This window comes from Stenotrophomonas sp. 364 (assembly GCF_009832905.1).
Taxonomy (GTDB): domain Bacteria; phylum Pseudomonadota; class Gammaproteobacteria; order Xanthomonadales; family Xanthomonadaceae; genus Stenotrophomonas; species Stenotrophomonas maltophilia_AP.
In genome coordinates this window covers 3,673,422-3,699,757 of record NZ_CP047135.1, presented here as the reverse complement: position 1 = coordinate 3,699,757, position 26,336 = coordinate 3,673,422, and the positions used below count along the sequence as shown (strand labels likewise).

At 67.8% G+C, this 26,336-nt stretch carries 24 protein-coding genes; 18 read left to right on the top strand and 6 right to left on the bottom strand.

Features of this window, described 5'->3' with window-relative positions; genetic code table 11:
- Positions 1 to 37 precede the first annotated feature (37 nt).
- Positions 38 to 1,150, top strand: coding sequence for a PLP-dependent cysteine synthase family protein (locus GQ674_RS16620; protein ID WP_159497953.1), 1,113 nt, complete (start codon positions 38 to 40; stop codon positions 1,148 to 1,150).
- 278 nt (positions 1,151 to 1,428) lie between these two features.
- Here the strand turns inward: GQ674_RS16620 and GQ674_RS16615 are convergent, their stop codons facing one another.
- Positions 1,429 to 1,824 carry a hypothetical protein gene (locus tag GQ674_RS16615; protein ID WP_159497952.1) on the bottom strand — a complete coding sequence of 132 codons (396 nt, stop codon included), beginning with the start codon at positions 1,822 to 1,824 and terminating at the stop codon, positions 1,429 to 1,431.
- 157 nt (positions 1,825 to 1,981) lie between these two features.
- On the opposite strand from GQ674_RS16615, the gene GQ674_RS16610 reads away from it, so the two are divergent.
- Positions 1,982 to 4,015, top strand: a complete 2,034-nt coding sequence (locus GQ674_RS16610) for a M3 family metallopeptidase (RefSeq protein ID WP_159497951.1) — start codon at positions 1,982 to 1,984, stop codon at positions 4,013 to 4,015.
- Positions 4,016 to 4,244: 229 nt separating this feature from the next.
- On the opposite strand, the gene GQ674_RS16605 is transcribed toward GQ674_RS16610, so the two are convergent.
- Positions 4,245 to 5,045, bottom strand: a complete 801-nt coding sequence (locus GQ674_RS16605) for an SDR family oxidoreductase (RefSeq protein ID WP_159497950.1) — start codon at positions 5,043 to 5,045, stop codon at positions 4,245 to 4,247.
- Positions 5,036 to 5,629 (bottom strand): DUF1415 domain-containing protein, encoded by a 594-nt coding sequence (locus GQ674_RS16600; protein WP_159497949.1) that lies wholly within the window; start codon positions 5,627 to 5,629, stop codon positions 5,036 to 5,038. The genes GQ674_RS16605 and GQ674_RS16600 overlap by 10 nt, the downstream gene beginning before the upstream one ends.
- Positions 5,630 to 5,883: 254 nt before the next feature.
- Here GQ674_RS16600 and GQ674_RS16595 point away from each other — a divergent pair, with 254 nt between their 5' ends.
- The 3 genes from GQ674_RS16595 (at position 5,884) to GQ674_RS16585 (ending at position 9,770) form a co-directional block, all read left to right on the top strand.
- Complete coding sequence (locus GQ674_RS16595) at positions 5,884 to 7,350, top strand: benzaldehyde dehydrogenase (protein ID WP_159497948.1); 1,467 nt, start codon at positions 5,884 to 5,886, stop codon at positions 7,348 to 7,350.
- Positions 7,351 to 7,364: 14 nt separating this feature from the next.
- Entirely contained in the window at positions 7,365 to 8,489 is a 1,125-nt protein-coding gene (locus GQ674_RS16590; RefSeq protein ID WP_159497947.1) for an NAD(P)-dependent alcohol dehydrogenase, read from the top strand.
- A 180-nt stretch (positions 8,490 to 8,669) separates the two neighbouring features.
- On the top strand, positions 8,670 to 9,770 hold the full coding sequence (locus GQ674_RS16585) for a helix-turn-helix domain-containing protein (protein WP_159497946.1): 1,101 nt from the start codon (positions 8,670 to 8,672) through the stop codon (positions 9,768 to 9,770).
- A gap of 115 nt (positions 9,771 to 9,885) precedes the next feature.
- Here the strand turns inward: GQ674_RS16585 and GQ674_RS16580 are convergent, their stop codons facing one another.
- The gene (locus GQ674_RS16580) at positions 9,886 to 10,368 is read right to left on the bottom strand and encodes a YajQ family cyclic di-GMP-binding protein (RefSeq protein ID WP_038686143.1); all 483 of its coding nucleotides are present in this window, start codon (positions 10,366 to 10,368) and stop codon (positions 9,886 to 9,888) included.
- A gap of 79 nt (positions 10,369 to 10,447) precedes the next feature.
- Here GQ674_RS16580 and GQ674_RS16575 point away from each other — a divergent pair, with 79 nt between their 5' ends.
- The 3 genes from GQ674_RS16575 to GQ674_RS16565 all read left to right on the top strand — a co-directional run bounded on the left by GQ674_RS16575 (position 10,448) and on the right by GQ674_RS16565 (position 13,177).
- Complete coding sequence (locus tag GQ674_RS16575; protein WP_128097935.1) at positions 10,448 to 11,344, top strand: DMT family transporter; 897 nt, start codon at positions 10,448 to 10,450, stop codon at positions 11,342 to 11,344.
- A gap of 139 nt (positions 11,345 to 11,483) precedes the next feature.
- The gene (locus GQ674_RS16570; protein ID WP_128097936.1) at positions 11,484 to 12,491 is read left to right on the top strand and encodes a methionine ABC transporter ATP-binding protein; all 1,008 of its coding nucleotides are present in this window, start codon (positions 11,484 to 11,486) and stop codon (positions 12,489 to 12,491) included.
- Positions 12,488 to 13,177 carry a methionine ABC transporter permease gene (locus GQ674_RS16565; RefSeq protein WP_128097937.1) on the top strand — a complete coding sequence of 230 codons (690 nt, stop codon included), beginning with the start codon at positions 12,488 to 12,490 and terminating at the stop codon, positions 13,175 to 13,177. The genes GQ674_RS16570 and GQ674_RS16565 overlap by 4 nt, the downstream gene beginning before the upstream one ends.
- Positions 13,178 to 13,212: 35 nt before the next feature.
- On the opposite strand, the gene GQ674_RS16560 is transcribed toward GQ674_RS16565, so the two are convergent.
- Positions 13,213 to 13,818 (bottom strand): lipocalin family protein, encoded by a 606-nt coding sequence (locus GQ674_RS16560; RefSeq protein WP_159497945.1) that lies wholly within the window; start codon positions 13,816 to 13,818, stop codon positions 13,213 to 13,215.
- A gap of 167 nt (positions 13,819 to 13,985) precedes the next feature.
- Here GQ674_RS16560 and GQ674_RS16555 point away from each other — a divergent pair, with 167 nt between their 5' ends.
- Entirely contained in the window at positions 13,986 to 14,336 is a 351-nt protein-coding gene (locus tag GQ674_RS16555) for a hypothetical protein (protein WP_159499516.1), read from the top strand.
- 34 nt (positions 14,337 to 14,370) lie between these two features.
- Positions 14,371 to 16,464, top strand: a complete 2,094-nt coding sequence (locus GQ674_RS16550; RefSeq protein WP_159497944.1) for a prolyl oligopeptidase family serine peptidase — start codon at positions 14,371 to 14,373, stop codon at positions 16,462 to 16,464.
- Positions 16,465 to 17,169: 705 nt separating this feature from the next.
- Here the strand turns inward: GQ674_RS16550 and GQ674_RS16545 are convergent.
- Positions 17,170 to 18,357 carry a pyridoxal phosphate-dependent aminotransferase gene (locus tag GQ674_RS16545; protein WP_159497943.1) on the bottom strand — a complete coding sequence of 396 codons (1,188 nt, stop codon included), beginning with the start codon at positions 18,355 to 18,357 and terminating at the stop codon, positions 17,170 to 17,172.
- 113 nt (positions 18,358 to 18,470) lie between these two features.
- On the opposite strand from GQ674_RS16545, the gene GQ674_RS16540 reads away from it, so the two are divergent.
- The 8 genes from GQ674_RS16540 to hslU all read left to right on the top strand — a co-directional run bounded on the left by GQ674_RS16540 (position 18,471) and on the right by hslU (position 26,085).
- The gene (locus GQ674_RS16540; RefSeq protein ID WP_159497942.1) at positions 18,471 to 20,588 is read left to right on the top strand and encodes a S9 family peptidase; all 2,118 of its coding nucleotides are present in this window, start codon (positions 18,471 to 18,473) and stop codon (positions 20,586 to 20,588) included.
- Positions 20,589 to 20,658: 70 nt separating this feature from the next.
- Entirely contained in the window at positions 20,659 to 21,078 is a 420-nt protein-coding gene (locus tag GQ674_RS16535; protein ID WP_038686160.1) for a YbaN family protein, read from the top strand.
- Positions 21,079 to 21,253: 175 nt separating this feature from the next.
- On the top strand, positions 21,254 to 21,493 hold the full coding sequence (locus GQ674_RS16530; RefSeq protein WP_159497941.1) for a lipoprotein: 240 nt from the start codon (positions 21,254 to 21,256) through the stop codon (positions 21,491 to 21,493).
- Entirely contained in the window at positions 21,486 to 22,337 is an 852-nt protein-coding gene (gene dapF / locus GQ674_RS16525; RefSeq protein ID WP_159497940.1) for a diaminopimelate epimerase, read from the top strand. The genes GQ674_RS16530 and dapF overlap by 8 nt, the downstream gene beginning before the upstream one ends.
- Complete coding sequence (locus GQ674_RS16520) at positions 22,334 to 23,011, top strand: DUF484 family protein (protein WP_128096216.1); 678 nt, start codon at positions 22,334 to 22,336, stop codon at positions 23,009 to 23,011. Before dapF ends, GQ674_RS16520 begins: the two co-directional genes overlap by 4 nt.
- Positions 23,012 to 23,030: 19 nt before the next feature.
- The gene (xerC, locus tag GQ674_RS16515; protein ID WP_159497939.1) at positions 23,031 to 23,921 is read left to right on the top strand and encodes a tyrosine recombinase XerC; all 891 of its coding nucleotides are present in this window, start codon (positions 23,031 to 23,033) and stop codon (positions 23,919 to 23,921) included.
- Positions 23,922 to 24,012: 91 nt separating this feature from the next.
- Positions 24,013 to 24,564 (top strand): ATP-dependent protease subunit HslV, encoded by a 552-nt coding sequence (gene hslV, locus GQ674_RS16510; protein WP_019183676.1) that lies wholly within the window; start codon positions 24,013 to 24,015, stop codon positions 24,562 to 24,564.
- A gap of 147 nt (positions 24,565 to 24,711) precedes the next feature.
- Positions 24,712 to 26,085 carry an ATP-dependent protease ATPase subunit HslU gene (gene hslU, locus GQ674_RS16505; protein ID WP_159497938.1) on the top strand — a complete coding sequence of 458 codons (1,374 nt, stop codon included), beginning with the start codon at positions 24,712 to 24,714 and terminating at the stop codon, positions 26,083 to 26,085.
- Positions 26,086 to 26,336: the final 251 nt, after the last annotated feature.

Here is a 26,336-nt window from a genome sequence, read left to right as displayed (position 1 = left end):
GACGTAGAATGCTGCGTCTCCTTGCACAGTCCTGGCCATGTCGCAGCGTGAATGGGTGGCTGCCGCCATCCGCAAGATCGAAGCCGATTTCAACCGTTCGGCCGATACCCACCTGATCCCGATGGATCTGCCCGGGCATGCCGGCATCGACCTGTACTTCAAGGACGAGTCCAGCCACCCCACCGGCAGCCTCAAGCATCGCCTGGCGCGCTCGCTGTTCCTGTATGCGCTGACCAACGGCTGGCTGCGTGAGGGACGCCCGGTGATCGAGGCCTCCAGCGGCTCCACGGCGGTGTCCGAGGCGTACTTCGCACGGCTGCTGGGTCTGCCGTTCATCGCAGTGATGCCGGCCACCACCTCACCGGAGAAGATCGCCGCGATCGAGTTCCATGGCGGCCGTTGCCACCTGGTCGAGCGCGCCTGCGATCTCAATGGCGATTCGGAGCGACTGGCCCGCGAAACCGGTGGCCACTTCATGGACCAGTTCACCTACGCCGAGCGGGCCACCGACTGGCGCGCCAACAACAACATTGCCGAGTCCATCTTCAAGCAGATGGCCGAAGAGCCGCACCCGGTGCCGGAATGGATCGTGTGCAGCCCAGGCACCGGCGGTACCGCGGCCACGCTGGGCCGTTACGTCAGCTACCGCCGGCACGACACCCGCATCCTGTGCGCCGACCCGGAAGTGTCGGTGTTCTACGACGGTTACTGCGCGGCTTTGGCTGGGGAGCCGTGGCGCGAGCTGACCTGCAGCGGCGGTTCCCGCGTGGAAGGCATCGGCCGGCCGCGGGTGGAATCCAGCTTCATACCGACCAGCGTCGATGCGATGGTGAAAGTGCCCGATGCCCTGAGCCTGGCCGCGATGCGGCATGTGAGCCGGCAGCTGGGCCGCCGCGTGGGGGGCTCCACCGGCACCAACTTCATCGGCGTGCTGCAGGCGGCGGAGATGATGCGCAAGGCCGGCCGCAGCGGCTCGATCGTGACCATCCTGTGCGACAGCGGCGAGCGCTACGCGCACAGCTACTACAACCCGGACTGGTACCCGCGCCAGGGCATCGACGTGGAGCAGGCCGACGCGCTGATTGCCACGGCGGTTGCGGGGCAGGGCTTGCCGGTACTGCCGTGTGCGTCGCTGGAAGGGTTGTACTGAAGGTAGAGCCGGGCTCGGCCCGTCTGCTCCAGCCTTCACCAGGTAGAGCCGACCGTTGGTCGGCTGCTCTGGCTTTCCGCAGGTAGAGCCGACCGTTGGTCGGCTGCTCTGGCCGTGACGCCGGAAATCAGCCGACCAACGGTCGGCTCTACCTCTGTGCGCGCGGGACGTCAGCCGACCAACGGTCGGCTCTACGCTTGTACGTGCCGGAAGGCAGCCGACCAACGGTCGGCTCTACCCCCTGTGCGCGCGGGACGTCAGCCGACCAACGGTCGGCTCTACGCCTGCACGCGCTGGTAGGCGTCCAGGACGGTGTCGCGCAGGACCGGTGGCAGCGTTTCATACGTTGCCGCCAGGTCGTCGAACTGCAGGGCCAGGTCCACGTCCAGACGCTGGCCGGCCTGCACGGCCAGGATGACCAGCAGCGTGCACAGGACGAATTCGCGCTCATGGCCCGGCGCATACCGCGCGGCGCCGCGTTCGATCACTTCGTAGGGATACCAGAGCTGGTCCTCGTGCAGCCGGCCCTGCTGCGGTCCCACCACCTGCTGCAGCGCCGTGCGGTGGCGCGCCTGTTCGTCGGGGTGGCCCAGCGCGGCAATCCAGTCCAGTTCGGCGTGGCTGGCGGTGCCGATCAGCGCGAACGCCGGCAGGGTGTGGGTGACATCATCCATGATCGCTCCGGACCGCCACGGTGGGGCTTCCAGCCTCGGTCCGGTGCCGTCAGCCGCGCGTGAACATCGGCCTGCCGCACCGGCGCAGGGCTTGTGCCGGGGTGGGGGCGATGCCATATCGTGGGCGAATGCCGCTGTGCGGCCCCGTTGTCTGGAGATGCCTGTGACCCCCACCAACCCCCTGCTCGACTTTTCCGGCCTGCCGCGTTTCGACGCGATCCTGCCCGAGCACATCGGCCCGGCCATCGACGCGTTGCTGGCCGACGCCGAGGCCGCGGTGAAGGCCGCCGAAACCGTCAGCCCGGTCACCTGGGCCAGCTTCGTGGTGCCGCTGGACGATGCCACCGAACGCCTCTGGCGCGCCTGGGGCCAGGTGGGCCACCTGCAGGCCGTGGTCAACACGCCGGCACTGCGCGAGGCCTACAACGCCACCCTGCCCAAGGTGACCCGGTTCGGCAGTGCGCTGGGCCAGAACCTGGCGCTGTTCGAACAGTACCGGCGCCTCGCGGCGGCCCCCGAGGCGGCCGGTTTCGATGAAGCCCAGCGCAAGGTGCTGGACAACGCGCTGCGCGATTTCCGCCTGGGCGGTGCCGAGCTGGACGACGACGCCAAGGCACGCTTCAGTGCGATCAAGGAAGAACTGTCGGCGCTGTCGGCGAAGTTTTCGCAGAACGTGCTGGACGCCACCGACGCGTGGTCGCTGCACGTTGAAGACCGCGCCGAGTTGGACGGCCTGCCCGAGGACGTGATCGCATCCGCACGCGCGGCGGCCGAAAAGGACGGTCTGCCCGGCTGGAAGCTGACCCTGCAGATGCCGTGCTACCTGCCGGTGCTGACCTATGCCACGTATCGCCCGCTGCGCGAAACGCTGTACCGCGCCAACGCGCTGCGTGCGTCCGAATTCGGCGATGCCGCACTGGACAACAGCGCCAACATCGATCGCGTGCTGGCCCTGCGCGCGGAACTGGCCGCGCTGCTCGGCTTTGCCAACTACGCCGCGTATTCCATCGCCACCAAAATGGCCGAGGACGCCAACCAGGTGCTCGGCTTCCTGCGCGACCTGGCCGCGCGCGCCAAGCCGCATGCGCAGCGCGACCGCGCCGAACTGGACGCCTTCGCCCGCGACGAACTCGGCCTGCCCGCGCTGGAAGCGTGGGACCTCGGCTTTGCCAGCGAGAAGCTCAAGCAGGCCCGGTACAGCTATTCCGAGCAGGAGGTGAAGCAGTACTTCACCGAACCGAAGGTGCTGGCCGGCCTGTTCGGCGTGATCGAAAGCCTGTACGGCCTGCAGGTGCAGCCCGACAGCGCGCCGGTGTGGCACCCGGATGTGCGTTTCTTCCGCTTGGTTGATGCCCTGGGCGCGCTGGTCGGCCAGTTCTACCTGGACCTGTACGCGCGCGAGGGCAAGCGTGGCGGCGCGTGGATGGATGACTGCCGCAACCGGCGTGATACCGCGCACGGCGTGCAGACGCCGCTGGTGTACCTGGTGTGCAACTTCGGCAAGGGCGCTGACGGCGCGCCCGCCACCTTCAGCCACAGCGATGTGACCACCCTGTTCCATGAAATGGGCCATGGCCTGCACCAGCTGCTCACCCGCATCGGCGAGCTCGGCGTGGCCGGCATCAATGGCGTGGAATGGGACGCGGTGGAGCTGCCCAGCCAGTTCATGGAGAACTTCTGCTGGGAATGGGCGCGCGTGCAGGCGATGACCGCGCACGTCGACAGCGGCGAGCCGCTGCCGCGCGCGTTGTTCGACCGCATGCTGGCCGCGCGCAACTTCCAGAGCGGCATGTTCACCGTGCGCCAGCTGGAGTTCGCGTTGTTCGACATGCAGCTGCACAGCAGCTTCGACCCGGTGCAGGACACCGTGCTGCAGCTGCTGGAACGCGTGCGCGACGAAGTAGCGGTGAACCGGCCGCCGGCCTGGAACCGCTTCCCGCATCAGTTCAGCCATATCTTCGCCAGTGGGTATGCTGCCGGTTACTACAGTTACAAATGGGCCGAAGTGCTCAGTGCCGACGCCTACGCCGCGTTTGAAGAGGCCCCGGACCAGGTGGCTGACACCGGCAGGCGCTTCCGCGACGAAGTACTGTCGCGTGGTGGCAGCCGCAGTGCCGCGGAAAACTTCGCCGCGTTCCGCGGCCGTGCACCGAACGTGGACGCGCTGCTGCGCCATAACGGCATGGCGTGATCGGGCCCGGTGGCCGTCGTCATCGCACTGCATCTGGCGCGATCCCGGTAGTGCCGGCTGCTGGTCGGCTCCCCGGAATGCATGACGCCGTGTGCCGGCGGCATGGTTCAAAGCCGGCCAGCGGCCGGCACCACCGGGCGTCGTGGTCCTGTGTCGTGCACGCGTACCGATCGACGGTCAGTACTTACCGGGGCAGGAATCGACCGTTGGTCGATTCGCCCCCCCGCCGTCATTCGGCGTAGATCATCTTCCGGGTCATGCCGCCGTCCACCACATGGTCCTGGCCGGTGATGAAGCCGGACAGGTCCGACAGCAGGAACACCGCCAACGCGCCGATGTCCTCCGGCTGGCCCACGCGGCCCACCGGGTGCTGGGCGTGGTCGCGGCGCGACAGCTTCGGTGTGCGTCGCCGCGCCGGGGCCTGCCAGGCGTCGGTGGTGATCCAGCCGGGGCTGATGCAGTTCACCCGCACGGCCGGGCCTTCGCTGATCGCCAGCGCATGGGTGAAGGCCACCAGCCCGCCCTTGGCCGCCGCATAGGCTTCGCTGTCCGCTTCGGACTGACCGGCGCGGGTGGAGGCGATGTTCAGTATGGCCCCGCCGTGCTCGCGCAGGGCCGGCAGCGCGTGCTTGCTGCACAGGAAGGCCCCGTGCAGGCTCGACAACCGGCGCTGCCATTCGGCCAATGGCATCTGCGCCAGCGGGGTGCCATGCGCCGCGGCAATGCCGGCATTGTTGACCAGCCCGTCGATGCGCCCGAAACGCTTCAGCGCGGCGTTCACCAGCGCCTGCACACTGCGCTCGCTGGCTACGTCCGCGCGCTGGAAGGCCGCCCGTTCGGGCAGCGCCCATTCTTTCAGGCAGGCCTTGCCGGCATCGGTATCCAGGTCGGCAATCACCACGCTGCCGCCGGCGCCCAGCACCGCCTGCGCGATGCCGCGGCCCACGCCCTGCGCGCCGCCGGTGACGATCACCACGCGGTCGCGCAGCGGCTGCGTGGCCCAGTCGGTGATCGGCGGCGTCAGTGGCATCGTGCGTTGTCCTTGCGCCCCAGCAGCCGGGTCCAGCCTTCCACGCCCAGCTTGTCCAGCGTCTCGATGTTGCGCTCCACGATCACGTCCGGGTCCGGGAACGCCGCCACCGCACGTTCCACGCTGTCTTCGCGCAGCAGGTGCAGGGTGGGGTAGGGCGAGCGGTTGGTGTAGTTGCTTACATCGTCCGGCGCCACGCCCTCGAACTGGTAGTGCGGGTGGAAGCTGGCCACCTGCAGGATGCCCTGCAGGTCCAGGGCCTCGATCGCCGCGTCGGCGTTGTCGAGGAAATCGTTGTAGTCCAGGAAGTCGGTCAGCACGTACGGGTGCACGATCAGCGTGGTATCGGTCTCCTCCGCCGAGGTGTCGCGCAGTCGCAGCAACTCCTCGGCCAGCTCTTCCACCAGCGCTTCGGGCGTGGTCGCGTCGCTGAGCACGAAACGTACCTGGTTTTTCACGTAGACCGCCTTGGCGAACGGGCACAGGTTCAGCCCGATCACGATCTGCTCCAGCCAAGTCCGGGTTTCGGCGATGAAGTCGGTGCCGTCCGGGGCGCTGTCGTCGGTGAAGGCGTGCTCATTCATGGCGGGCGGTATCGCGGGCTGGGCAGGCGATTGTACGGCGCATGGCCGCACGCACGCGTGGTGGCGGCGTTGTCATGCACACCACTGTCCATTAACTGGACACCGGGCATGCTTGAAATCCCTTTACCGGCAGGGGCTTGCGCGTTTCCCGCGCACGGCCAATAGGCAGTGCGACGCGGCAGGTATCCAATGCCAGGGTGAACCATGTGCAGAAGACGGCCACGCGGCCGCGCTTCGTCCAAAGGAGCCAACAGATGCATGCAACCTCGGAATTTCTCCCCACCGCGCTGTGGTCCGGCAAGCTGTTCGACGGCCAGTGGCAGACCGGCGCCAGCGCGCAGGATGTGATCGAACCGGCCACCGGCACCGCGCTGGGCCAGATCGCGATGACCGACCCGGCCGGCATCGCCGCCGGTGCCAGTACCGCCGCCACCGCTCAGCGCGACTGGGCCGCCGCGCCCTACGAAACCCGCGCCCAGGTGCTGCGCCGCGCTGCGCAGTTGGCCGAGCAGTACAACGATGAGATCGTGGAATGGCTGGTCCGCGAGAGCGGCTCAACCCGGCTCAAGGCCGGCTTCGAGGCCAAGGTGAACACCAAGGCGCTGCATGAAGCCGCGGCGCTGCCGTCGCGCAGCATCGGCGACGTGCTGCCGTCCGAGCCCGGCCGCCTGAACCTGGCCCGCCGTCGCCCGCTGGGCGTTGTCGGCGTGATCGCCCCCTTCAATTTCCCGCTGTACCTGGCCATGCGTGCGGTCGCTCCGGCGCTGGCCCTGGGCAACGCGGTGGTACTCAAGCCCGACCCGCGCACTGCGGTGTGCGGTGGCTTCGTGATTGCACGGCTGTTCGAACTGGCCGGGTTGCCGGCCGGTCTGTTGCACGTGCTGCCCGGTGACGGTGCGGCCGGTGCCGCGCTGACCAGCGACCCCAACATCGCGATGATCCAGTTCACCGGGTCCACCGGTGCTGGGCGCAAGGTGGGTGAAGCGGCCGGCAAGCACCTCAAGAAGGTGTCGCTGGAGCTGGGCGGCAAGAACTCGCTGATCATCCTGGACGACGCCGACATCGACCTGGCCATCGCCAATACCGCGTGGGGCGTGTACCTGCACCAGGGCCAGATCTGCATGGCCACCGGCCGCGTGCTGGTCCAGCGCAGCCTCTACCCGCGCTTCCTGGAAAAGCTGGTGGCCAAGGCGAAGTCGCTGAAGGTCGGCAACCCGGCCACCGGCGATGTGGCGATCGGCCCGCTGATCAATGCCCAGCAGCGCGACCATGCCGCGAAGATCGTGGCCGATGCGCAGGCGGCCGGTGCCACGCTGGCCACAGGCGGCAGCTACCAGGACCTGTTCTTCGAGCCGACCGTGCTCAGTGACGTGGGCCGCGACAACCCGGCCTTCCACGAAGAAATCTTCGCGCCGGTCGCGGTGGTGGTGCCGTTCGACACCGACGACGAGGCCGTGGAGCTGGCCAACGACAGCGAGTACGGCCTGTCGATGGCGATCGTGTCCAGCAACGTGGGCCGCGCGCTGAAGCTGGGCGAACGCCTGCGTACCGGCCTGCTGCACATCAACGACCAGACCGTGAACGATGAAGTGATCAACCCGTTCGGCGGGGTGGGCGCGTCCGGCAACGGCACCAGTATCGGGGGGCCGTCCAACATCGACGAGTTCACCCAGTGGCAGTGGCTGACCGTCAAGGGCGAAGCGCCCGCCTATCCGATCTGAACAAGGAAACGAGCATGACCGCTACAGCAGAACTGCGCGACATCACCGTGGCCGTGGTGCGCGAAAAAGAACAGCCTTTCACCATCGAACCGGCGCGCATCCGCGCCCCGCAGGATGACGAAGTGCTGGTGCGCGTGATCGCCACCGGCCTGTGCCATACCGACCTGATCGTGCGTGACCAGTACTATCCGGTGCCGCTGCCGGCGGTGCTCGGGCATGAGGGTGCCGGCATTGTCGAAGCGCTCGGCCCGGGCGTGAAAGACCTCAAGGTGGGCGACCACGTGGTGCTCACCTACGGCGCCTGCGGCCACTGCAATCCGTGCAGCGGCGGGCATGGCGCCTACTGCAAGGATTTCTTCGGCCTGAACTTCGGTGGCGGTGCGCTGGACGGCAGCACCGCCATCCAGGACCCGGACGGCAACCCGCTGCACGATCATTTCTTCGCGCAGTCTTCGTTCGCCACGTATGCGTTGAGCCGCGAGAACAACGCGATCAAGGTGCCCGACGACGCCCCGATCGAACTGCTGGGTCCGTTGGGCTGCGGTATCCAGACCGGTGCCGGTGCGGTGATCAACTCGCTCAAGGTCACTGCCGGCAGCAGCTTTGCCAGCTTCGGCGCGGGCGCGGTGGGCCTGAGCGCGGTGATGGCCGCGCGTGTGGCGGGTGCCACCACCATCATTGCCATCGATGTGGTGCCGTCGCGCCTGGAACTGGCCAAGGAGCTGGGCGCCACCCATGTCATCAACAGCCGTGACGTTGATGTGGTCGAAGCGGTGCGGGAGATCACCGGGGGAGGGGCCACCTTCGCACTGGAATCCACCGGCCGCCCCGAGGTGCTCGCGCAGGGCATCGAGGCGCTGGGCGGGCGTGGCGTGATCGGCGTGGTGGGCGCGCCGAAGCTGGGCACCAAGGCCGAGTTTGACGTCAACAACCTGCTGCTGGGCGGGCGTAGCATCCGCGGCATCGTCGAAGGCGACAGCGTGCCCAAGGTGTTCATCCCGCAGCTGGTGCAGCTGTACCAGCAGGGCCGCTTCCCGTTCGACAAGCTGGTGAAGTTCTACCCGCTGGACCAGATCAACCAGGCCGCCGAAGACAGCACCCGCGGCATCACGCTCAAGCCGATCCTGACCATCGGGTAGTGCCGGCCGCTGGCCGGCAGCACGATGAAACGCACCGTCGAAGGCCGTTGATGACCCTGTGGTAGTGCCGGCCGCTGGCCGGCAGCACGCTGAAACACACCGTCGCAGGTCGTGTGGCCTGCGACAGTGCAGTCAGTCAGCTTCGCGGGTGTACGCTCCAGATCCGGTTTGGAGGATCCCATGGGCGGCATGCAGCTGGAGCAGCAACAGGCATTGGCAGCGGCGCGCCAGCGTTTCGCCGACGGCGGGGCGCTGGCCGAGTCGTTGCTGGCCCCATCCGTGCAGCGCTCCTGGGAGCGCTCGCGGCTGGCCGGCGTGCAGCCGCGCCAGGAACCGCATTACGCCCCGTTGGCCGCCTCCGGGCCACGCCTGGACGACCCGGCCGACCGCCGGCTGGCGCGCTGCGTGCGCGATGACCTCGACCATCTCTGGGCCGCCTTCGGTGGCCGCCAGTGGACGCTGTTCTGCGTCAATGCCGAGGGCATGATCGTGGCCCAGCGCGAGCATGGTCTGGCCGATGTGCCGGTGTTGCGACCGATCCAGGTGGGCCGGCGGCTGCGCGAGATCGACATCGGCACCACCGCGCCGGCCTGCAGCCTGGCCGACGACGCGCCCGCGCTGGTACGCGGCAACGAGCACTATCTGGACCGTTTCGCCGCGGTGTTCTGCCTGAGCGTGCCGCTGCATGGGCTCGATGGCGAAGTGCTGGGCGCGCTGGACATCACCGGCACCGGCGATCGCGATGCCGAACTGCTGCACGGGTATTTCCGCCAGGCGGCGCTGTCGACCGAAAACCGGCTGATGGTCGAACACCGGCCCTGCCACTTGCTGGCCGTGCAGCACGATGCGCGCTGGCTGCAGTCGCCGTTGCAGGGGTTGCTGGCGGTCGAGGAAGACGGCCGGGTACGTGCGGCCAACCGGGTGGCACGCCGCTTGTTCGGCCTGCCCCGGCGCGGGCCGTTGCCGCTGATTGCACTGGAGGGCCTGTTCGCCGGCGCCAGCGTGCACCAGCGGCGACGGTTGCTGCAGACCGGGCCTGCGCACCGGGTACGTATCGGCGAAGACACGGCGGTGTATGTGCAGTACCTGCGTGGGCCGTTGGCGGCGCGCGCAGGCGTGCGGAGTGAGGCTGCGGCGGGCCAGGCGGGGGCGCCGTCGCTGCGTGCGCTCAACGCGCAGGGCGTGCGCGAGGCGGTGGCCGCGCACCACGGCAATATTGCGGCGGCGGCGCGGCAGCTGGGGATTTCGCGGACGACGTTGTACCGGCACCTACGCGGGTAAGGACGCGGTGTTGCCGGCCAGCGGCCGGCAGTATCCGTGCGCGTTCGGGGTTTGCGTGGTTGCCGGCCAGCGGCCGGCAGTACCGTCCGGCGTTACGTGGGCGACCGGCGTGCGATCAATCGCGGAAGTTGTCGAACTGCAACGGGACCTCGAAGGTCTCCTTCTTCAACAGCGCGATCGCGTCCTGCAGGTCGTCGCGCTTCTTGCCGTTGACGCGCAGCTTGTCGCCGTTGATCTGGCTGTCCACCTTCAACTTGCCTTCCTTCAACTTCGCCGCGATCTGCTTGGCGACCTTCTGTTCAATGCCCTGCTTGACCGTCACCTTCTGGCGTGCACCGGCCAGGTTGGTCTCGACGTCGCCAAACTCCAGGCAGCGCACATCGATGCCGCGCGCGATCAGGCGCGCACGCAGGATGTCGGTCATCTGCTGCAGCTGGAAATCGCTCGGCGCGGACTGGCTGATCACGCTGTCTTCCAGCACGAACTTGGCCTCCACGCCCTTGAAGTCGAAGCGGGTGGACAGCTCGCGGTTGGCCTGGTCGACCGCGTTGGTCAGTTCGTGGGTGTTGACTTCGGAAACGACGTCAAAGGAAGGCATGGGGAAACTCCAACGGGTGAATGCCGTCATTCTAACCACCCCGGCATGGACGGCCCGCCCATCGCGGCGATAATGGGCCATGATCACCCAGAAATCCCCCTCCCGCGCCGTCGCCTGGATGCTGATGGCCGTGGCCTGCTTCTCGCTGATGGACGCCGGCATGAAGCAGCTCGCCAGCAGCTATCCCACCCTGCAGGTGACCTTCCTGCGCGGCGCGGCCTCGCTGCCGTTCGTGCTGGTCTGGGTGCTGGCCACCGCCGGCCCGCGCTCGCTGGTGCCCAAACGCTGGGCCCTGCACCTGCTGCGCGGGGCGCTGGGCATGGCGATGATCGGCTGCTTCGTCTATGCCCTGCGCAGCCTGCCGCTGTCCACCGCCTACACCATCTACTTCGTGGCCCCGCTGCTGATCGCCGCGTTGTCGGTGCCGCTGCTGGGCGAACACGTCGGCCCGCGCCGCTGGATCGCCATCGGCATCGGCCTGATCGGGGTGCTGGTGGTGTTGCGGCCCGGTGTGGGCGGCTTCATCTCGGTGCCGGGCCTGATGGTGCTGTTGGCCGCCACCGCCTATGCCGTGGCCGCCATCACGGTCAGCATGCTCACCCGCACCGATACCCCGCAGTCGATGGTGGTCTGGTTCCTGGTGATCATGGCGGTGGGCGCGGGCCTGCTGGCCCTCCCCGACTGGCAGCCGCTGCAGCTGGGCCACGCCGCGCTGATCGCCGGCATGGGCCTGGCCGGGGCCGGGGGGCAGGTGGCCCTGACCCGCGCGTTCCAGCTGGGCGAGGCCTCGCTGATCGCGCCACTGGAGTACACCGGGCTGGTCTGGGTGATCGGCTGGGACCTGCTGTTCTGGGGCGCGCTGCCGGACCGTTTCACCTGGCTGGGCGCGGCGATCATTGTCGCCTCCGGCCTGTACCTGCTGCACCGGGAGCGGGTCCGCCAGGTTCAGGCGCCCGCGCCGCTGGACCATCCCTGAGCCGGGCAGGGCCGTCGCGGGCCCGATCACGCCGGCTTAGAACCAAACGGAATATCATTCCGCACAGCCATGCGGGCCAGGGCCGCCCTGCGCTGGTAGGCTGCACGCCCCCTCCCGTCGATGCCCGGTTGACCGCGAAGTGATCGAGTTCCAGCGCCTGCACAAATCCTATGCCGTCGGCGGCCGCGCGATCGCCGCGCTGCAGCCGCTGGACCTGACCATCGAGGCCGGCGAGGTATTCGGCATCATCGGCCACTCCGGGGCAGGCAAGTCGACCCTGATCCGCCTGATCAACCGGCTCGAGGAGCCCACCGGCGGCCGCCTGCTGATCGGCGGCGAAGACGTGACCGCGCTCGATGCCGACGGCCTGCGCGCGCTGCGCCGGAAGATTGGCATGATCTTCCAGCACTTCAACCTGCTGTCCTCGCGCACGGTGGCGGCCAACGTCGCCTTCCCGCTGGAGCTGGCCGGCACCCCGCGCGCCGAGATCGACGCGCGCGTGGACGAACTGCTGCATACCGTGGGCCTGGAAGCACACGCGACCAAGTACCCGGCGCAGCTGTCCGGTGGCCAGAAGCAGCGCGTCGGTATCGCCCGCGCCCTGGCCACCCGCCCGCAGATCCTGCTGTGCGACGAGGCCACCAGCGCGCTGGACCCGCAGACCACCGCCTCGGTATTGAAGCTGCTGGGCAGGATCAACCGCGAACTTGGCCTGACCATCGTGCTGATCACCCACGAGATGGACGTGATCCGCCGGGTCTGCGACCGCGTGGCCGTGCTCGATGCCGGCCACCTGGTGGAAACCGGCCCGGTCACCGAGGTGTTCCTGCACCCGCAGCACCCGACCACGCGCCGCTTCGTGAGCGAATCGGAGCAGGTGGACGAGGGCGAACTGCACAAGGATTTCGAGGCGGTCGCCGGGCGCATCGTGCGCCTGACCTTCCTCGGCGCCGACACCTACGAACCGCTGCTGGGCCGCATCGCGCGCGAAACCGGCGTGGACTACAACATTCTGTCCGGCCGTATCGACCGGATCAAGGACACCCCCTACGGCCAGCTGACGGTCTCGCTGGTGGGCGGCGACGTGCAGGCCGCGCAGGCCGGCTTCGTGGCCGCCGGTGTCCACCTTGAGGAGCTGCGTCGATGATCCTGGCTACCGCAGGCGGTTTCTTCCGCCACCTCGACGCGGGCAAGTGGGCCGACATCGGCCAGGCCACGCTGGATACCCTGTTGATGCTCGGTGGCTCGCTGCCGCTGACCCTGCTGATCGGCCTGCCGCTGGGCGTGCTGCTGTTCCTGACCGGCTCGCCGCAGCTGCACCGCAAGCCGGTGCTGTACGGCGCGCTGGCGGTGCTGGTGAACCTGCTGCGGTCGGTGCCTTTCATCATCCTGATGATCGTGCTGATCCCGCTCACCTTGTGGATGATGGGCACCTCCCTGGGCGTGCGGGGTGCGATCGTGCCGCTGGTGATCGGCGCGGCGCCGTTCTACGCGCGGCTGGTGGAAACCGCGCTGCGCGAAGTGGACCGGGGTGTGATCGAAGCCAGCCAGTCGATGGGTGCCACCACCTGGCAGCTGGTCACCCGGGTGTTGCTGCCCGAAGCGCGGCCGGGTCTGATCGCCGGTGCCACGGTCACGGTGATTGCGCTGATCGGCTTCACCGCGATGGGCGGTGCCATCGGTTCCGGCGGCCTGGGCGATTTGGCCTTCCGCGACGGCTACCAGCGCTCGCACACCGACGTGGCCCTGGTCACCGTGGTGCTGCTGCTGGTGCTGGTGCAGATCCTGCAGATGCTGGGCGACTGGCTGGTCTCGCACTACAGCCGGAAATGACCGGTAGGTACCGACCGTTGGTCGGTACACCACGCTTACCGCACGTTCGGCACCTCATACCCCAGCCGGTCCACCTGCTCGGGATGCTGCGGCACGCGCTTGAGCTTGTCGGTGTTGACCCCGTACTCGTCGCGCAGGCGAGTGGCCAGTTCCTTGTAGAGCTCTTTGTCCATGTCCGGCTGGCGCGCGAAGATCCAGGCCATCTCGCGGCCGGGATAGCCCAGCATCGCCCACGAATAGTCCGGCGCTACTTCCAGCACGCGGGTGTGCGTCGGCACGATCTTGTAGAACCAGGTGCGCCAGTTGTGGTTGCCGCTCTCCTCGTCCACCGAGGCGCGCACGGTCAGCTGCTGGAGCGGTTCGGAGAACCCGTTGCGGTATCGATAGGTGATGGACACCTTCTGGTCGCCGCGCAGGCTGAACTCGTTGACGCTGGCCACATGGCCGCGTTCGATCGGGTTGGGCACCCGGCCTATGACATACCAGGTGCCCATGAACTTCTGCAGGTCGATGGGCGCGCCCGTCACTTCGGTGGCCAGCGGTGCCGGGCTCGGCTTGGCCTCGTGGCGGAAGGCGCAGGCGGACAGCAGCGACAGCGTCGACAGCAACAGGACAGCGCGAAGCGGGCGGTTCAGAGACATGCGGCAGAAGGCTCCAGTGGCTGGCACGGGCATGGTGGGTGGGACGGCGGAGAACGTCAATGGTGGCGTTCACGCTTGCCGTGCCGGTTGCGGCAACAGGTCGCAGCCGGTGAGATGGTGGCACGGCAAGGTGACGCATCACTTTCGCACGGAGTCATGTCATGCCCTTGTCGTCGTCGCGTCATTCCCCGCGTTCACAGGCGTCCGCGCCCCCGGCCAGCGCGCCCGATCCGCAGGTACTGCGCGGAGTCCGGCAGGCCGCCCTGGCCGGGCTGGCCTTGGTGCTGGTGTGGCCGGCGGCCCGCGGCAGCAGCGAATGGCTGGGCTGGCTGCCCCTGTGGCTGGTGGGCATGCCGTGGCTGGCCTGGTGGAGCCTGTACCGGTTCCGCCTGCCGAAGGCACTGCTGCGCCGCCGCAGTGGCCGTCGCCGTGGCCCGCAGGCCCGCCGCCGCACCCGCGTTCCGGCCCGGGTCGCGCGCCCTGACCTTCGACACGGGAGCCCCGGCCGGGCGGTGTGATAGCGTCCGGAGCTTATGTCCGCCTGGAGCTGCAATGTCCAAAATCGCTTCCGCCTGCCTGATGGCAGGCCTGATCACCGCCGGTGCGGTAGGTACTGCCATGGCTGCTGAAACCCCCGCCGACCCGTACGCGTGGCTCGAAGATGTGACCGGCGAGAAGTCGCTGGACTGGGTCAAGCAGCAGAACGCCAAGTCGGAAGGCCGCCTGGCCCAGACCCCGGCCTTCAAGCAGATGGAAGCCAGCATCCGCGAGGTGCTCGATTCGGACGCCAAGATTCCCGGCGTGCAGAAGATCGGTGACTACTACTACAACTTCTGGAAGGACAAGCAGCACGAGCGCGGCCTGTGGCGCCGCACCACGCTGGCCGAGTACCGCAAGGCCTCGCCGACCTGGGAAACCGTGCTCGACCTGGATGCCCTGAACAAGGCCGAGGGTGAGAACTGGGTCTGGCACGGCGCTGACTGCCTGCGCCCGGATTATTCGCGTTGCCTGATCGCGCTGTCGCGCGGCGGCGCCGACGCCGATGTCACCCGTGAATTCGACCTGGCCAACAAGACATGGATCAAGGACGGTTTCTTCCGCCCCGAATCCAAGGGCGGGCTGAACTGGATCGACCGCGACACGGTGTTTGTCTACACCGATTTCGGCACCGGCACGATGACCACCTCGGGCTACCCGCGCGTGGCCAAACTGTGGAAGCGCGGCACGCCGATGGCGAGTGCCAGCGTGGTGTACGAAGGCAAGCCCGAAGACATGTACATCGCGGCCATGCACGACGACACACCCGGCTACGAGCGCAACCTGGTCAGCCGCACGTTGGCCTTCTACAACAACGAGGTCTACCTGCGCGCCGACGATGGCACGCTGACCAAGATCGACGCGCCGAACTCGGCCGAGAAGGGTCTGCGCAAGCAGTGGCTGACCCTGGAGCTGCGCGATGCGTGGACGGTGGGCGGCAAGACCTACACCGCCGGTTCGCTGCTGGTCACCAAGCTGGACGACTACCTGGCCGGCAAGCGTGACTTCGAGGTACTGTTCGCGCCCACCGCGACCACCTCGCTGGCCGGCAGCAGCTGGACGAAGAACCACCTGGTGCTCAACGTGCTGGACGACGTGAAGAGCCGCCTGAGCGTACTCACCCCGACCGACAGCGGCTGGAAGAAGAGCGACTTCACCGGCGCGCCGTCGTTCGGCACCGTGGCCGTAGGTGCGGTGGATGCCGATGACAGCGACGCGGTGTGGATGACCGTCACCGATTACCTCACCCCGACCACGCTGGCCATTGCCGAGATCGGCAAGCAGCCGGAAGTGCTCAAGACCATGCCGGCCTTCTTCGATGCCGAGGGCAAGGTGATCGAGCAGCACTTCGCCACCAGCAAGGACGGCACCCGCGTGCCGTACTTCGTGGTGCATGCCAAGGACATGAAGCGGGATGGTTCCAACCCGACCCTGCTGTACGGCTACGGTGGCTTCGAGATCTCGCTGACCCCGAGCTACTCCGGTGGCATGGGCCGCGCCTGGCTGGAGAAGGGCGGCGTGTACGTGGTCGCCAACATCCGTGGCGGTGGCGAGTACGGCCCGCGCTGGCACCAGGCGGCGCTGAAGCAGAACCGCCACAAGGCCTATGAGGATATGGCGGCGGTGGCCCGCGATCTGGTCAGCCGCAAGATCACCTCGGCCAAGCACCTGGGCGTGCAGGGCGGCAGCAACGGTGGCCTGCTCACCGGCAACATGCTCACCCAGTACCCGGAGCTGTTCGGGGCGGTGGTGGTGCAGGTGCCGCTGCTGGACATGAAGCGCTACAGCCACCTGTTGGCCGGCGCATCCTGGATGGCCGAATACGGCAACCCGGACACGGCCGATTGGGAGTTCATCAAGACCTTCTCGCCGTACCACCTGTTTGATGCGAAGAAGACCTACCCGCCGGTGCTGTTCACGACATCCACGCGTGACGATCGGGTGCATCCGGGCCATGCTCGGAAGATGGCTGCGAAGATGATCGACGCCGGCAAGGACGTGACCTACTACGAGAATATCGAAGGCGGGCACGGCGGCGCGGCCAACAATGCGCAGGCCGCGCACATGTCGGCATTGGCCTACAGCTTCCTGTGGGAGCAGTTGCGGTAGAGTCGAGCGTTGCTCGACTGCTGGGATGGCCCATCGGCCCGGTAGCCGCATGAAAATACCGAAGGCATCTTCGGTCCGCCTCCGGGTGGTGGGGCGTCAGGTTGGCTCCACCCCAGTTTCAGCGCCACGCAGCAATGCGTGGCGTTTTTTTTGGTTGTTTCGCCTTCGGCGGGTTTTCAAGGCGGAAGGCAACCGCAACTGCAGATCAACTGCAACGGCGGCGGGTCCGTGCGTCTGCTGGCTGGGGCGGGCACGGGTGGGTTGGCAGGACACGCCGTGAATCCATGCATGGAGGCTCGTGGGCGCCTTGCTCGTTTGTGCAGTCCCGCACAAACGGCAAGACCGGGGTTGGGCGTCCTGCCCAACCCGTCCGGCGCATGCGCCGGACCCATGGCGCCCAACGGTACCGCCAACCCACCCGTGCCCACCCCTGACAGTTCGCTGGTTCGCAACGGACATCGGAAAGCAACGCAGCAAAGCAGCGAAGCAGCCGACCAACGGTCGGCTCTACCGCGTTGCGTTGCTGTTCCATGGGCACCGGCCAACTGTCTGGGGTGGGGGTGTGTGGGTTCACGGGGCCGTTGCGCCGCATGGATGCGGCGCACGAGCCTACACGGACGTACTTGCGGCGTGCCCCGCGAACCCACACACCCCCACCCAGCCCTACCGTCCGCAGTCGAGGCAGCTTTTGAAGCTTCTACCGCCTCACCTCACCCACGTCTCCAGCCCGCGCGCAATCCGAGCCACCGCTTCTTCCAGGCGCGGTACTTCCTGTGTGTAGGCCAGTCGCACGTGCGCGTTGGCGCGGTAGTGTCCGAAATCCAGCCCCGGCGTAAAGGCCACGTGCTGGGTTTCCAGGAAGTGCGCGCAGAACGCCTGCGCGTCATCGGTGAACGCGCTGACGTCGCAGTAGAGGTAGAAGGCGCCTTCGGGCTCCACCTCGATGCGGAAGCCCAGGGCGCGCAGCGCCGGCAGCAGGTAGTCGCGGCGCTCGCGGAAGGCCGCGCGGCGGTGTTCGAAGATGGCCATGCTTTCCGGGGTGAAGCAGGCCAGGGCGGCATGCTGGGCAATGCTGGAGGCGCTGATGTACAGGTTCTGCGCCAGCTTCTCCAGGTCCGGCACCGCCTGTGGTGGGGCGACCAGCCAGCCCAGCCGCCAACCGGTCATGCCGTAGTACTTGGAGAAGCTGTTGAGCACGAAGGCCTCGTCGTCCACCTGCAGCACGCTGGCCGCGTCCATGCCGTAGGTCAGGCCGTGGTAGATCTCATCCACCACCAGGTGGCCCCCGCGCGCCTTCAGCGCCTGCGACAACCCGGCCAGCTGCGGCGCCGAGAGCACCGTGCCGGTCGGGTTGGCTGGCGAGGCCACCAGCGCGCCCACGCTGGCCGCGTTCCAGTGCCGCTCGATCAGCGCGGGGGTGAGCTGGTAGGCCGTCTGCGGACCCACCGGCACCAGTTGCGCGGCGCCTTCGACCAGGCGCAGGAAGTGGCGGTTGCACGGGTAGCCGGGGTCGGCCAACAGCCAGTGCTTGGCCGGGTCGACGAGGAGGCTGCTGGCCAGCAGCAGCGCGCCCGAGCCGCCGGGCGTGACCAGGATGCGCTCGGGATCGATCTGCAGCTGGTAACGCTGCTGGTAAAACCCGGCGATGGCCTCGCGCAGCGCGGGCAGCCCGCGCGCGGCGGTGTAGCGGGTGTGGCCGGCGGCCAGGGCCGCCTGGCCGGCCTGCACGATCGGTGCGGCGGTGGTGAAGTCCGGCTCGCCGATTTCCAGATGGATCACGTCATGCCCGGCCTGCTCCAGCGCCTGCGCGCGGGCCAGCAGCGACATCACGTGGAAGGGTTCGATTTCTTGGCTGCGGCGGCTGTAGCCTGCCGTGGGGGTAGGGGGGCTCATGCTGCCGATGATAGGTGCAGTGACCATCGGCAGGCTTGCCGCTGCCCCAACGCCCGCCCAGACTGGGGCCGACCATGGACGCCATTGCATTCCCCCGAAAGGAGCCTTATCTCGTGAAACCCGCCCTTTGTTTACTGGTTGCCAGCCTGATGACCTCCAACGTGCATGCCGCCCCCGCGCTCACCCCGCCCGACGCCGAGAAGCAGCCGCACACGGTCAAGGCGCCGTTCGGTGCGACCCGCACCGACGACTACTACTGGCTGCGCGACGACAAGCGCGAAAATCCGAAGATGCTGGCCTACCTGAATGCGGAAAACGCCTACACCGACCAGGTGATGGCCCCGCTCAAGCCGCTCGAGGACACCCTGTACAAGGAAATCGTCGCCCGCATCAAGCAGGACGACGCCAGCGTGCCCGCGCGTGATCGCGGCTACTGGTATTACACCCGCTACGAAACCGGCAAGGATTACCCGATCCAGGCGCGCCGCAAGGGCAGCATGGACGCGCCCGAAGAGATCCTGCTGGACATCAACGTGATGGCCGAAGGCAAGAACTTCTTCGATGTCGGCGATGCCGACGTCAGCCAGGACAACCATCTGCTGGCCTGGGCCGAAGACGATGTCGGCCGCCGCCAGTACGTGATCCGCTTCAAGGACCTGCGGACCGGCCAGGTGCTGCCGGACCGCATCGAGAACGTGTCGCCCAACGTGGTCTGGGCCGACGACAACCGCACGCTGTTCTACGTCGAGAACGATCCGGACACCCTGCTCACCGTGCGGGTGAAGAAGCACGTGCTGGGCACCCCGGCCAGCAGCGACGTGCTGGTGTACGAAGAGAAGGACGACAGCTTCTACATGGGCGTCGGCCGCACCCGCGACGACAAGTTCCTCACCATCGAACTGCACAGCACGGTCAGCTCGGAAACCCGCTACGCCCCGGCCGCCAATCCGCAGGCATTCACCCTGCTGGCGCCGCGTGCGCGCGATGTGGAATACGACGCCGACCACTTCAACGGCCGCTGGGTGATCCGCACCAACGATGCGGGCGCGAAGAACTTCAAGATCGTCACCGCGCCCACCGATGCCACCGCGCGCTCGCAGTGGACCGACTGGGTGGCGCACGACGATGCGGTGCTGGTGGAAGGGTTCGAGCTTTTCGACGGCTTCAGTGCGATCGCCGAGCGTTCCAATGGCCTGGAACGTATCCGCCTGCTGTACCCCGATGGCCGCCAGGACTACGTCAAGGCCGACGAGCCGGCCTACTCCATGGGCCTGGCCGCCAACCCCGAGCCGGACAGCCCGTGGCTGCGCTATGCCTACAACTCGCTGACCACCCCGACCACCACCTACGAGCTCAACACCGTCACCGGTGAGCGCCGCCAGCTCAAGCAGCAGCCGGTGCTCGGCTACGACCCGGCCAAGTACACCACCGAGCGGGTCTGGGTGACCGCGCGTGACGGCGCCAGGGTGCCGGTGTCGCTGGTGTACCGCAACGGCTTCAAGAAGGACGGCACCGCGGCGTTGTACCAGTACGCCTACGGCAGCTACGGCATGTCGATGGACCCCGGTTTCAACCAGACCGTGGTGAGCCTGCTCGACCGCGGCGTTGTCTATGCCATCGCGCACATCCGCGGCGGCGAGGAAATGGGCCGTGCGTGGTACGAGGACGGCAAGCTGCTGAAGAAGCAGAACACCTTCAACGACTTCGTCGACGTCACCCGCGAACTGGTGCGGCTGGGGTATGCGTCCAAGGACCGCGTGGCCGCGTCCGGCGGCAGCGCCGGCGGCCTGTTGATGGGCGCGGTGGCCAACCAGGCCCCGCAGGACTACCGGGTGATGGTGGCGCAGGTGCCGTTCGTGGACGTGGTCACCACCATGCTCGACGCCAGCATTCCGCTGACCACCAACGAGTACGACGAGTGGGGCAACCCGGAGCAGCGCGCCTACTACGATTACATGCTCGGCTACTCGCCCTACGACAACGTCAAGAAGCAGGCCTACCCGGCGCTGTTCGTCGGTACCGGGCTGTGGGATTCGCAGGTGCAGTACTGGGAGCCGGCCAAGTGGGTGGCCAAGCTGCGCGATGACAACACCGGTACCCATCCGATCGTGTTCCGCACCAACATGGAGGCCGGGCACGGCGGCAAGTCCGGGCGGTTCCAGCGCTACCACGAGCTGGCCGAATCGTATGCGTTCGTGCTTGACCAGCTGGGCGTGACCGCCGCCCCGTAACACCGGCCCGCAACCCGCACGCCGGACGGCGACCATCGCGGTCGTCGTCCGGCCTCGCTATGCTGGGCACATGACCGTGCCCGAACGCCCCGACGTTGCCGATGCCCCCGCCACGCGGCCGCCGGTGCGGTTCCGCTGGGCATGGTGGCTGCTGGCCTATGCCAGCCTGGCCACCGGCATCGTCGGCATCTTCGTGCCGGGCCTGCCCACCACCGTGTTCATCCTGATCTCGGCCTGGGCCGCCTCGCGCGGCTCGGAGCGCCTGCACACCTGGCTGCTGCAGCATCCGCGTTTTGGCCCCTCCATCCGCAACTGGCAGGCCCACGGCGCGGTCAGCCGCTACGCCAAGTGGATGGCCACCCTGACCATGGCGGTCTGCGCCGGCATCATGCTCTGGTGCGTGCCGATCGCGTGGGTGAAGTGGTTCTCCATCGGCAGCATGGCGGCGGTGGCGATCTGGCTGTGGAGCCGTCCCCTGCCACCCCGGTAGTGCCGGCCGCTGGCCGGCATCCACGCATGCACTGAAGGACGCACGGGCTGCCGGCCGCTGGCCGGCAATCGCATACCCCTGGCATCGTGGTCAGCCGACCCGCAGCCGGCACCCCCATGGCCGTGTTCATCGAATCGATACCCTCGGTCAAAGAGCCCACGGCTATACTCGGGCCATGAGCATCCCCCATCGCAACCGAATCCTGATTCCGTTGGCAGCGGCCTCGCTGCTTCTCCTTGCCGCCTGCGGCAACAAAGGCCCGCTGGTGCTGCCGCAGAAGCCGGTGCCGGTCGAAGAAATCGCCGAGCCGGCTGTCGATGAGACCACGCCGGCTGCCGTGGATGACACCGAGAACCCGCCGGTGGTCCCCGATCCGGTCGACGCGCCGCTGAAGTCCGAAGACGGTAATGACTAAGGCCGCCTCCCCGGCGCTGCGCTTCAGCAAGATGCACGGCGCCGGCAATGATTTCGTCGTCCTGGACCTGCGTGACGGTACACCCGCGCCCACCCCGGCCCTGGCCGCGCGCCTGGCCGACCGCCACACCGGCGTGGGTTGCGACCAGATCCTCACCATCGAACCTCCGCGTGCGGAAGGCTCGGTGGCGTCCTACCGCATCTGGAACGCCGACGGCTCGCAGTCCGAGCAGTGCGGTAACGGCGCCCGCTGCGTGGCCGCCTGGCTGGTGCGCGATGGCGCAGCCGACGGCGACCGCTTCGCCATCGACAGCCCGCTGGCCACCCACACCATCGAACGCCTGGGCAACGACCAGTACGCGGTGGCGATGGGCGTGCCGCGCTTCGAGCCGGCGCAGGTGCCGCTGCTGGGCTTTGCCCGCGCGCGCGATGAATACCTGCTGCCGTTGCAGGGCGACACGGTGCGCTTCGGCGCGGTGTCGATGGGCAACCCGCATGCGGTGATCGAAGTGGGCCTGATCGATGCCGCCCCCGTCGAGCGCCTGGGCAACCTGCTGCAGCAGCACGCCACCTTCCCGCAGTCGGTGAATGTCGGCTTCGTGCAGGTCGTCGATCCCCGCCATGCGCGCCTGCGCGTGTACGAACGCGGCGTGGGCGAAACCCTGGCCTGCGGCAGCGGCGCGTGCGCGGCGGCGGTGGTGATGATGCAGCGTGGCCGGCTGGAGCGCGACGCCACGCTGTCGCTGCCCGGCGGCGAGCTGCGCCTGCGCTGGCCGGCCGACGACGCCCAGGTGGTGATGTCCGGCCCGGCAGCCTTCGTCTTTGAAGGGGAGTGGCACGCATGAACGAGACGGTCGAGAAGATCGGTGCGCACGAGGTCGCCGCCTGGCTGCGGCGGCACCCGGCGTTCCTCAAGCAGTTCCCGGACCTGGCGCTCACGATGGTGGTGCCGCGCGATGACGGCCCGACCGCATCGCTGGCCAGCTACCAGCTGGACGTGCTGCGCGACAAGAACCGCGAGCTGTCGCGACGGCTGGCTGACCTGGCCGCCAACGCGCAGGTCAACGAGCGCCTGGCCGTCCGCACCCACCAGCTGACCCTGGCGCTGATGAAGCAGACCACGGCCGCCGACACGCTGCGGGCCATGGCCGCGTCACTGGAAGAGGACTTCGCCGGCGACAAGGTGCGGCTGGTGATGCTGCAGCCGGTGGCCGGGCTGGAGCAGGCGCCGTGGCTGCAGGTCATCCCGGCCGACAGCCCGCTGCTGGCGTCGTTCCGCGATTGCCTCAAGGACGGCGAGCCGATCTGCGGCCGCCTGCAGGCCGAGAAGAACACCGTGCTGTACGGTGCACTCGCCGACACGGTCCAGTCCAGCGCATTGCTGCCGCTGCCGGGTGTCGGCCTGATCGCCGTGGGCAGCCACGACCCCAACCGCTTCTATCCGGGCATGGGCACGCTGTTCCTGCGCATGATGGGCGAAGCGCTGGCGGTCGGTCTGGCCCGCTTCACCCACGACTGACGCCGACGTGGGCGCTGGCATGGGGGTCGCTGCGGAATTCCTCTCGCACCTGGAGGTGGAGCGGCGCATGTCGGTGCACACCCTGGACGCCTACCGCCGCGACCTGGAGGCCCTGACCGGCTGGGCCAACGATCACGACGCCCGTATCGAGTCGCTCGATGGCGAGCAGTTGCGCCAGTTCATCGCCGCCGAACACCGCCGTGGGCTTTCGCCCACGTCGCTGCAGCGCCGCCTGTCGGCGTGCCGAAGTTTCTATGCGTGGCTGCTCAAGCACCGCCGCATCGAGGCCAGCCCCGCCGCGGGGCTCAAGGCTCCGAAGGCGCCACGCAAGCTGCCGCAGGTGCTCGATGCCGATGAAGCCGTGCAGCTGGTGGAACTGCCCACCGATGGACCGCTGGGCCTGCGCGACCGCGCGCTGCTGGAACTGTTCTATTCCTCCGGTTTACGCCTGAGCGAGCTGTGCGCGCTGATCTGGCGGGACCTGGATTTCGCCACCGGGTTGGTCAACGTGCTGGGCAAGGGCAACCGCGAGCGGCGCGTGCCGTTCGGCTCCCACGCACGCACCGCGCTGGAGGGCTGGCGGGCCGAAGGCGGCGGTGCGGCGACCGCGCCGGTGTTCCCCGGGCGCAAGGGCGGGCCGATCACCCCGCGCGCCATCCAGATCCGCATCCGCCAGCTGGCCCAGCGCCAGGGCCTGTTCAAGCATGTGCACCCGCACATGCTGCGGCACAGTTTTGCCAGCCACATCCTGGAGTCCTCCGGCGACCTGCGCGGCGTGCAGGAGCTGCTCGGGCATGCCGATATCGCCACCACGCAGATCTATACCCATCTGGATTTCCAGCACCTGGCCAAGGTCTACGACGCCGCGCACCCGCGCGCGAAACGGCGCAAGAGCAGCAACGAAAGCTGAATCGATCCGCTGCGGCATCCGGGCGCAGGGCAGGGCGGCTTGAAGCGTCGGGCATAGACCCCACCTCAGTCTTTGTCACCCCGGAGGCTCCATGGACCCCAGTCAGAACCCCAACGTTTTTCATGCCACCACCATCATCTCGGTGCGGCGCAACGGACATGTCGCCGTCGCTGGCGATGGTCAGGTCACGCTCGGCCACACGGTGATGAAGGGCAACGCCCGCAAGGTGCGCCGTCTGGGTCGCGAGGGCCAGGTGCTGGCCGGTTTCGCTGGTGCCGCCGCCGATGCCTTCACCCTGTTCGAGCTGTTCGAGGCCAAGCTGGAAAAGCACGGCCAGCTGCAGCGCGCCGCAGTGGAACTGGCCAAGGATTGGCGCACCGAGCGCCGCCTGGGCAAGCTCGAAGCGCTGCTCGCCGTCGCCGACAAGGACACCTCGCTGATCATCAGTGGCACCGGTGATGTGATCGAGCCGGAAGACGGGATCATCGCGATCGGCTCCGGCGGTTCCTATGCGTTGTCGGCCGCCCGCGCGCTGATGGCCCACACCGAACTGGACGCCCGCACCATCGCCACCGAGTCGATCAACATCGCCGGCGACATCTGCATCTACACCAATCGCAACGTGGTGGTGGAAGAGCTGTAACGCGTAGTGCCGGGCTCTGCCCGGCAACATGACCTTCCCACCGTTACATGGCGTAGCGCCGGGCTCTGCCCGGCACCGTGACCCCATCTGCCGGGCAGAGCCCGGCACTACGCGATTGCCCCCCTCGTTTTCCATGTGAGCACACCCATGCCGCACAAGATCGAAGTCTCTTCCGCCACCATGACCCCGCGCGAGATCGTGCAGGAACTGGACCGGCACATCGTGGGCCAGCACGACGCCAAGCGCGCGGTGGCCATCGCGCTGCGCAACCGCTGGCGCCGCATGCAGCTGCCGGTCGAGCTGCGCAATGAAGTGATGCCCAAGAACATCCTGATGATCGGCCCCACCGGCGTCGGCAAGACCGAGATCGCGCGTCGCCTGGCCACGCTAGCCAACGCGCCGTTCGTCAAGGTAGAAGCCACCCGTTTCACCGAGGTCGGCTATGTGGGCAAGGACGTGGAGCAGATCATCCGCGACCTGGCCGACACGGCGGTGAAGCTGTACCGCGAGCAGGCCAAGGTGCGCGTGCGCACGCAGGCTGAAGAGCGCGCCGAAGACCGCATCCTGGACGCGCTGCTGCCACGCCGCAGCGCCGGCATCGGGTTCGATGCCGAGGCCGCGCGCAACGAGCCGTCGGCGCAGGACAACGAAACCCGCATCAAGTTCCGGCGCATGCTGCGCAACGGCGAGCTGGACGAGCGCGAGATCGAGCTGGAAGTGTCGGCCAACGTGAGCATGGACATCATGACCCCGCCGGGCATGGAGGAAATGGGCCAGCAGTTGCGCCAGATGTTCTCGAGCATGGGCGGGGCGAAGGCGCAGAAGCGCACGCTGAGCATCAAGGCGGCACGGCCGCTGCTGGTGGAGGAAGAGGCGGGCAAGCTGGTCAACGAAGACGACATCCGCAGCGCGGCGATCGAGGCCTGCGAGCAGCACGGGATCGTGTTCATCGACGAGATCGACAAGGTGGCCAAGCGCGGTGACAACGTGGGCGGCGGCGATGTGTCGCGCGAGGGCGTGCAGCGCGACCTGCTGCCGCTGGTGGAAGGCTCGAACGTGTCGACCAAGTACGGCACGATCAAGACCGACCACATTCTGTTCATTGCCTCCGGCGCGTTCCACCTGGCCAAGCCGAGCGATCTGATTCCGGAGTTGCAGGGTCGTTTCCCGATCCGGGTGGAACTGGGCGCGCTGAGCAAGAACGATTTCGTGCGCATCCTGACCGAGCCGAAGGCGGCGCTGACCAAGCAGTACGAAGCGCTGCTGCAGACCGAAGGCGTGTCGATGAAGTTCACCGACGACGCGGTGGACCGTCTCGCGGAGATCGCGTTCCAGGTCAACGAGCGCCAGGAGAACATCGGCGCCCGCCGCCTGCACACGGTGCTGGAGCGCCTGCTGGACACGCTCAGCTATGAGGCCCCGGACCGCGACGGCGAGACCATCAGCATCGACAAGGCGTACGTGGATGCGCACTTGGGCGAGCTGGTGCAGGACCCGGACCTGAGCCGCTACATCCTGTAACGCATCACACCAGTCGGGTGGTAGGGAAGCGGCGGCGCGAAAGCGTCGCCGTTTTTTTTATTTCGATTGAGGTGGATCAAAAGCGTTATATGTGAAGCATGCGCTGGTTGGGCGGGGGCGTGGGAGTTTGCGGGACACGCCGTAAATCCATCCCTGGAGGCTCGTGGGCGCCATCCATGGCGCCCAACGGTCCCGCAAACTCCCACGCCCCCACCCTCGACACATTCCTGTCGTGCACAGAAAAGGCGACA

Coding starts and splice junctions, on each gene's coding strand:
- GQ674_RS16620 (WP_159497953.1), top strand. CDS start 38: ATGTCGCAGCGTGAATGGGTGGCTGCCGCCATCCGCAAGATCGAAGCC.
- GQ674_RS16615 (WP_159497952.1), bottom strand. CDS start 1,824: ATGGATGATGTCACCCACACCCTGCCGGCGTTCGCGCTGATCGGCACC.
- GQ674_RS16610 (WP_159497951.1), top strand. CDS start 1,982: ATGCCTGTGACCCCCACCAACCCCCTGCTCGACTTTTCCGGCCTGCCG.
- GQ674_RS16605 (WP_159497950.1), bottom strand. CDS start 5,045: ATGCCACTGACGCCGCCGATCACCGACTGGGCCACGCAGCCGCTGCGC.
- GQ674_RS16600 (WP_159497949.1), bottom strand. CDS start 5,629: ATGAATGAGCACGCCTTCACCGACGACAGCGCCCCGGACGGCACCGAC.
- GQ674_RS16595 (WP_159497948.1), top strand. CDS start 5,884: ATGCATGCAACCTCGGAATTTCTCCCCACCGCGCTGTGGTCCGGCAAG.
- GQ674_RS16590 (WP_159497947.1), top strand. CDS start 7,365: ATGACCGCTACAGCAGAACTGCGCGACATCACCGTGGCCGTGGTGCGC.
- GQ674_RS16585 (WP_159497946.1), top strand. CDS start 8,670: ATGGGCGGCATGCAGCTGGAGCAGCAACAGGCATTGGCAGCGGCGCGC.
- GQ674_RS16580 (WP_038686143.1), bottom strand. CDS start 10,368: ATGCCTTCCTTTGACGTCGTTTCCGAAGTCAACACCCACGAACTGACC.
- GQ674_RS16575 (WP_128097935.1), top strand. CDS start 10,448: ATGATCACCCAGAAATCCCCCTCCCGCGCCGTCGCCTGGATGCTGATG.
- GQ674_RS16565 (WP_128097937.1), top strand. CDS start 12,488: ATGATCCTGGCTACCGCAGGCGGTTTCTTCCGCCACCTCGACGCGGGC.
- GQ674_RS16560 (WP_159497945.1), bottom strand. CDS start 13,818: ATGTCTCTGAACCGCCCGCTTCGCGCTGTCCTGTTGCTGTCGACGCTG.
- GQ674_RS16550 (WP_159497944.1), top strand. CDS start 14,371: ATGTCCAAAATCGCTTCCGCCTGCCTGATGGCAGGCCTGATCACCGCC.
- GQ674_RS16545 (WP_159497943.1), bottom strand. CDS start 18,357: ATGAGCCCCCCTACCCCCACGGCAGGCTACAGCCGCCGCAGCCAAGAA.
- GQ674_RS16535 (WP_038686160.1), top strand. CDS start 20,659: ATGACCGTGCCCGAACGCCCCGACGTTGCCGATGCCCCCGCCACGCGG.
- GQ674_RS16530 (WP_159497941.1), top strand. CDS start 21,254: ATGAGCATCCCCCATCGCAACCGAATCCTGATTCCGTTGGCAGCGGCC.
- dapF (WP_159497940.1), top strand. CDS start 21,486: ATGACTAAGGCCGCCTCCCCGGCGCTGCGCTTCAGCAAGATGCACGGC.
- GQ674_RS16520 (WP_128096216.1), top strand. CDS start 22,334: ATGAACGAGACGGTCGAGAAGATCGGTGCGCACGAGGTCGCCGCCTGG.
- xerC (WP_159497939.1), top strand. CDS start 23,031: ATGGGGGTCGCTGCGGAATTCCTCTCGCACCTGGAGGTGGAGCGGCGC.
- hslV (WP_019183676.1), top strand. CDS start 24,013: ATGGACCCCAGTCAGAACCCCAACGTTTTTCATGCCACCACCATCATC.
- hslU (WP_159497938.1), top strand. CDS start 24,712: ATGCCGCACAAGATCGAAGTCTCTTCCGCCACCATGACCCCGCGCGAG.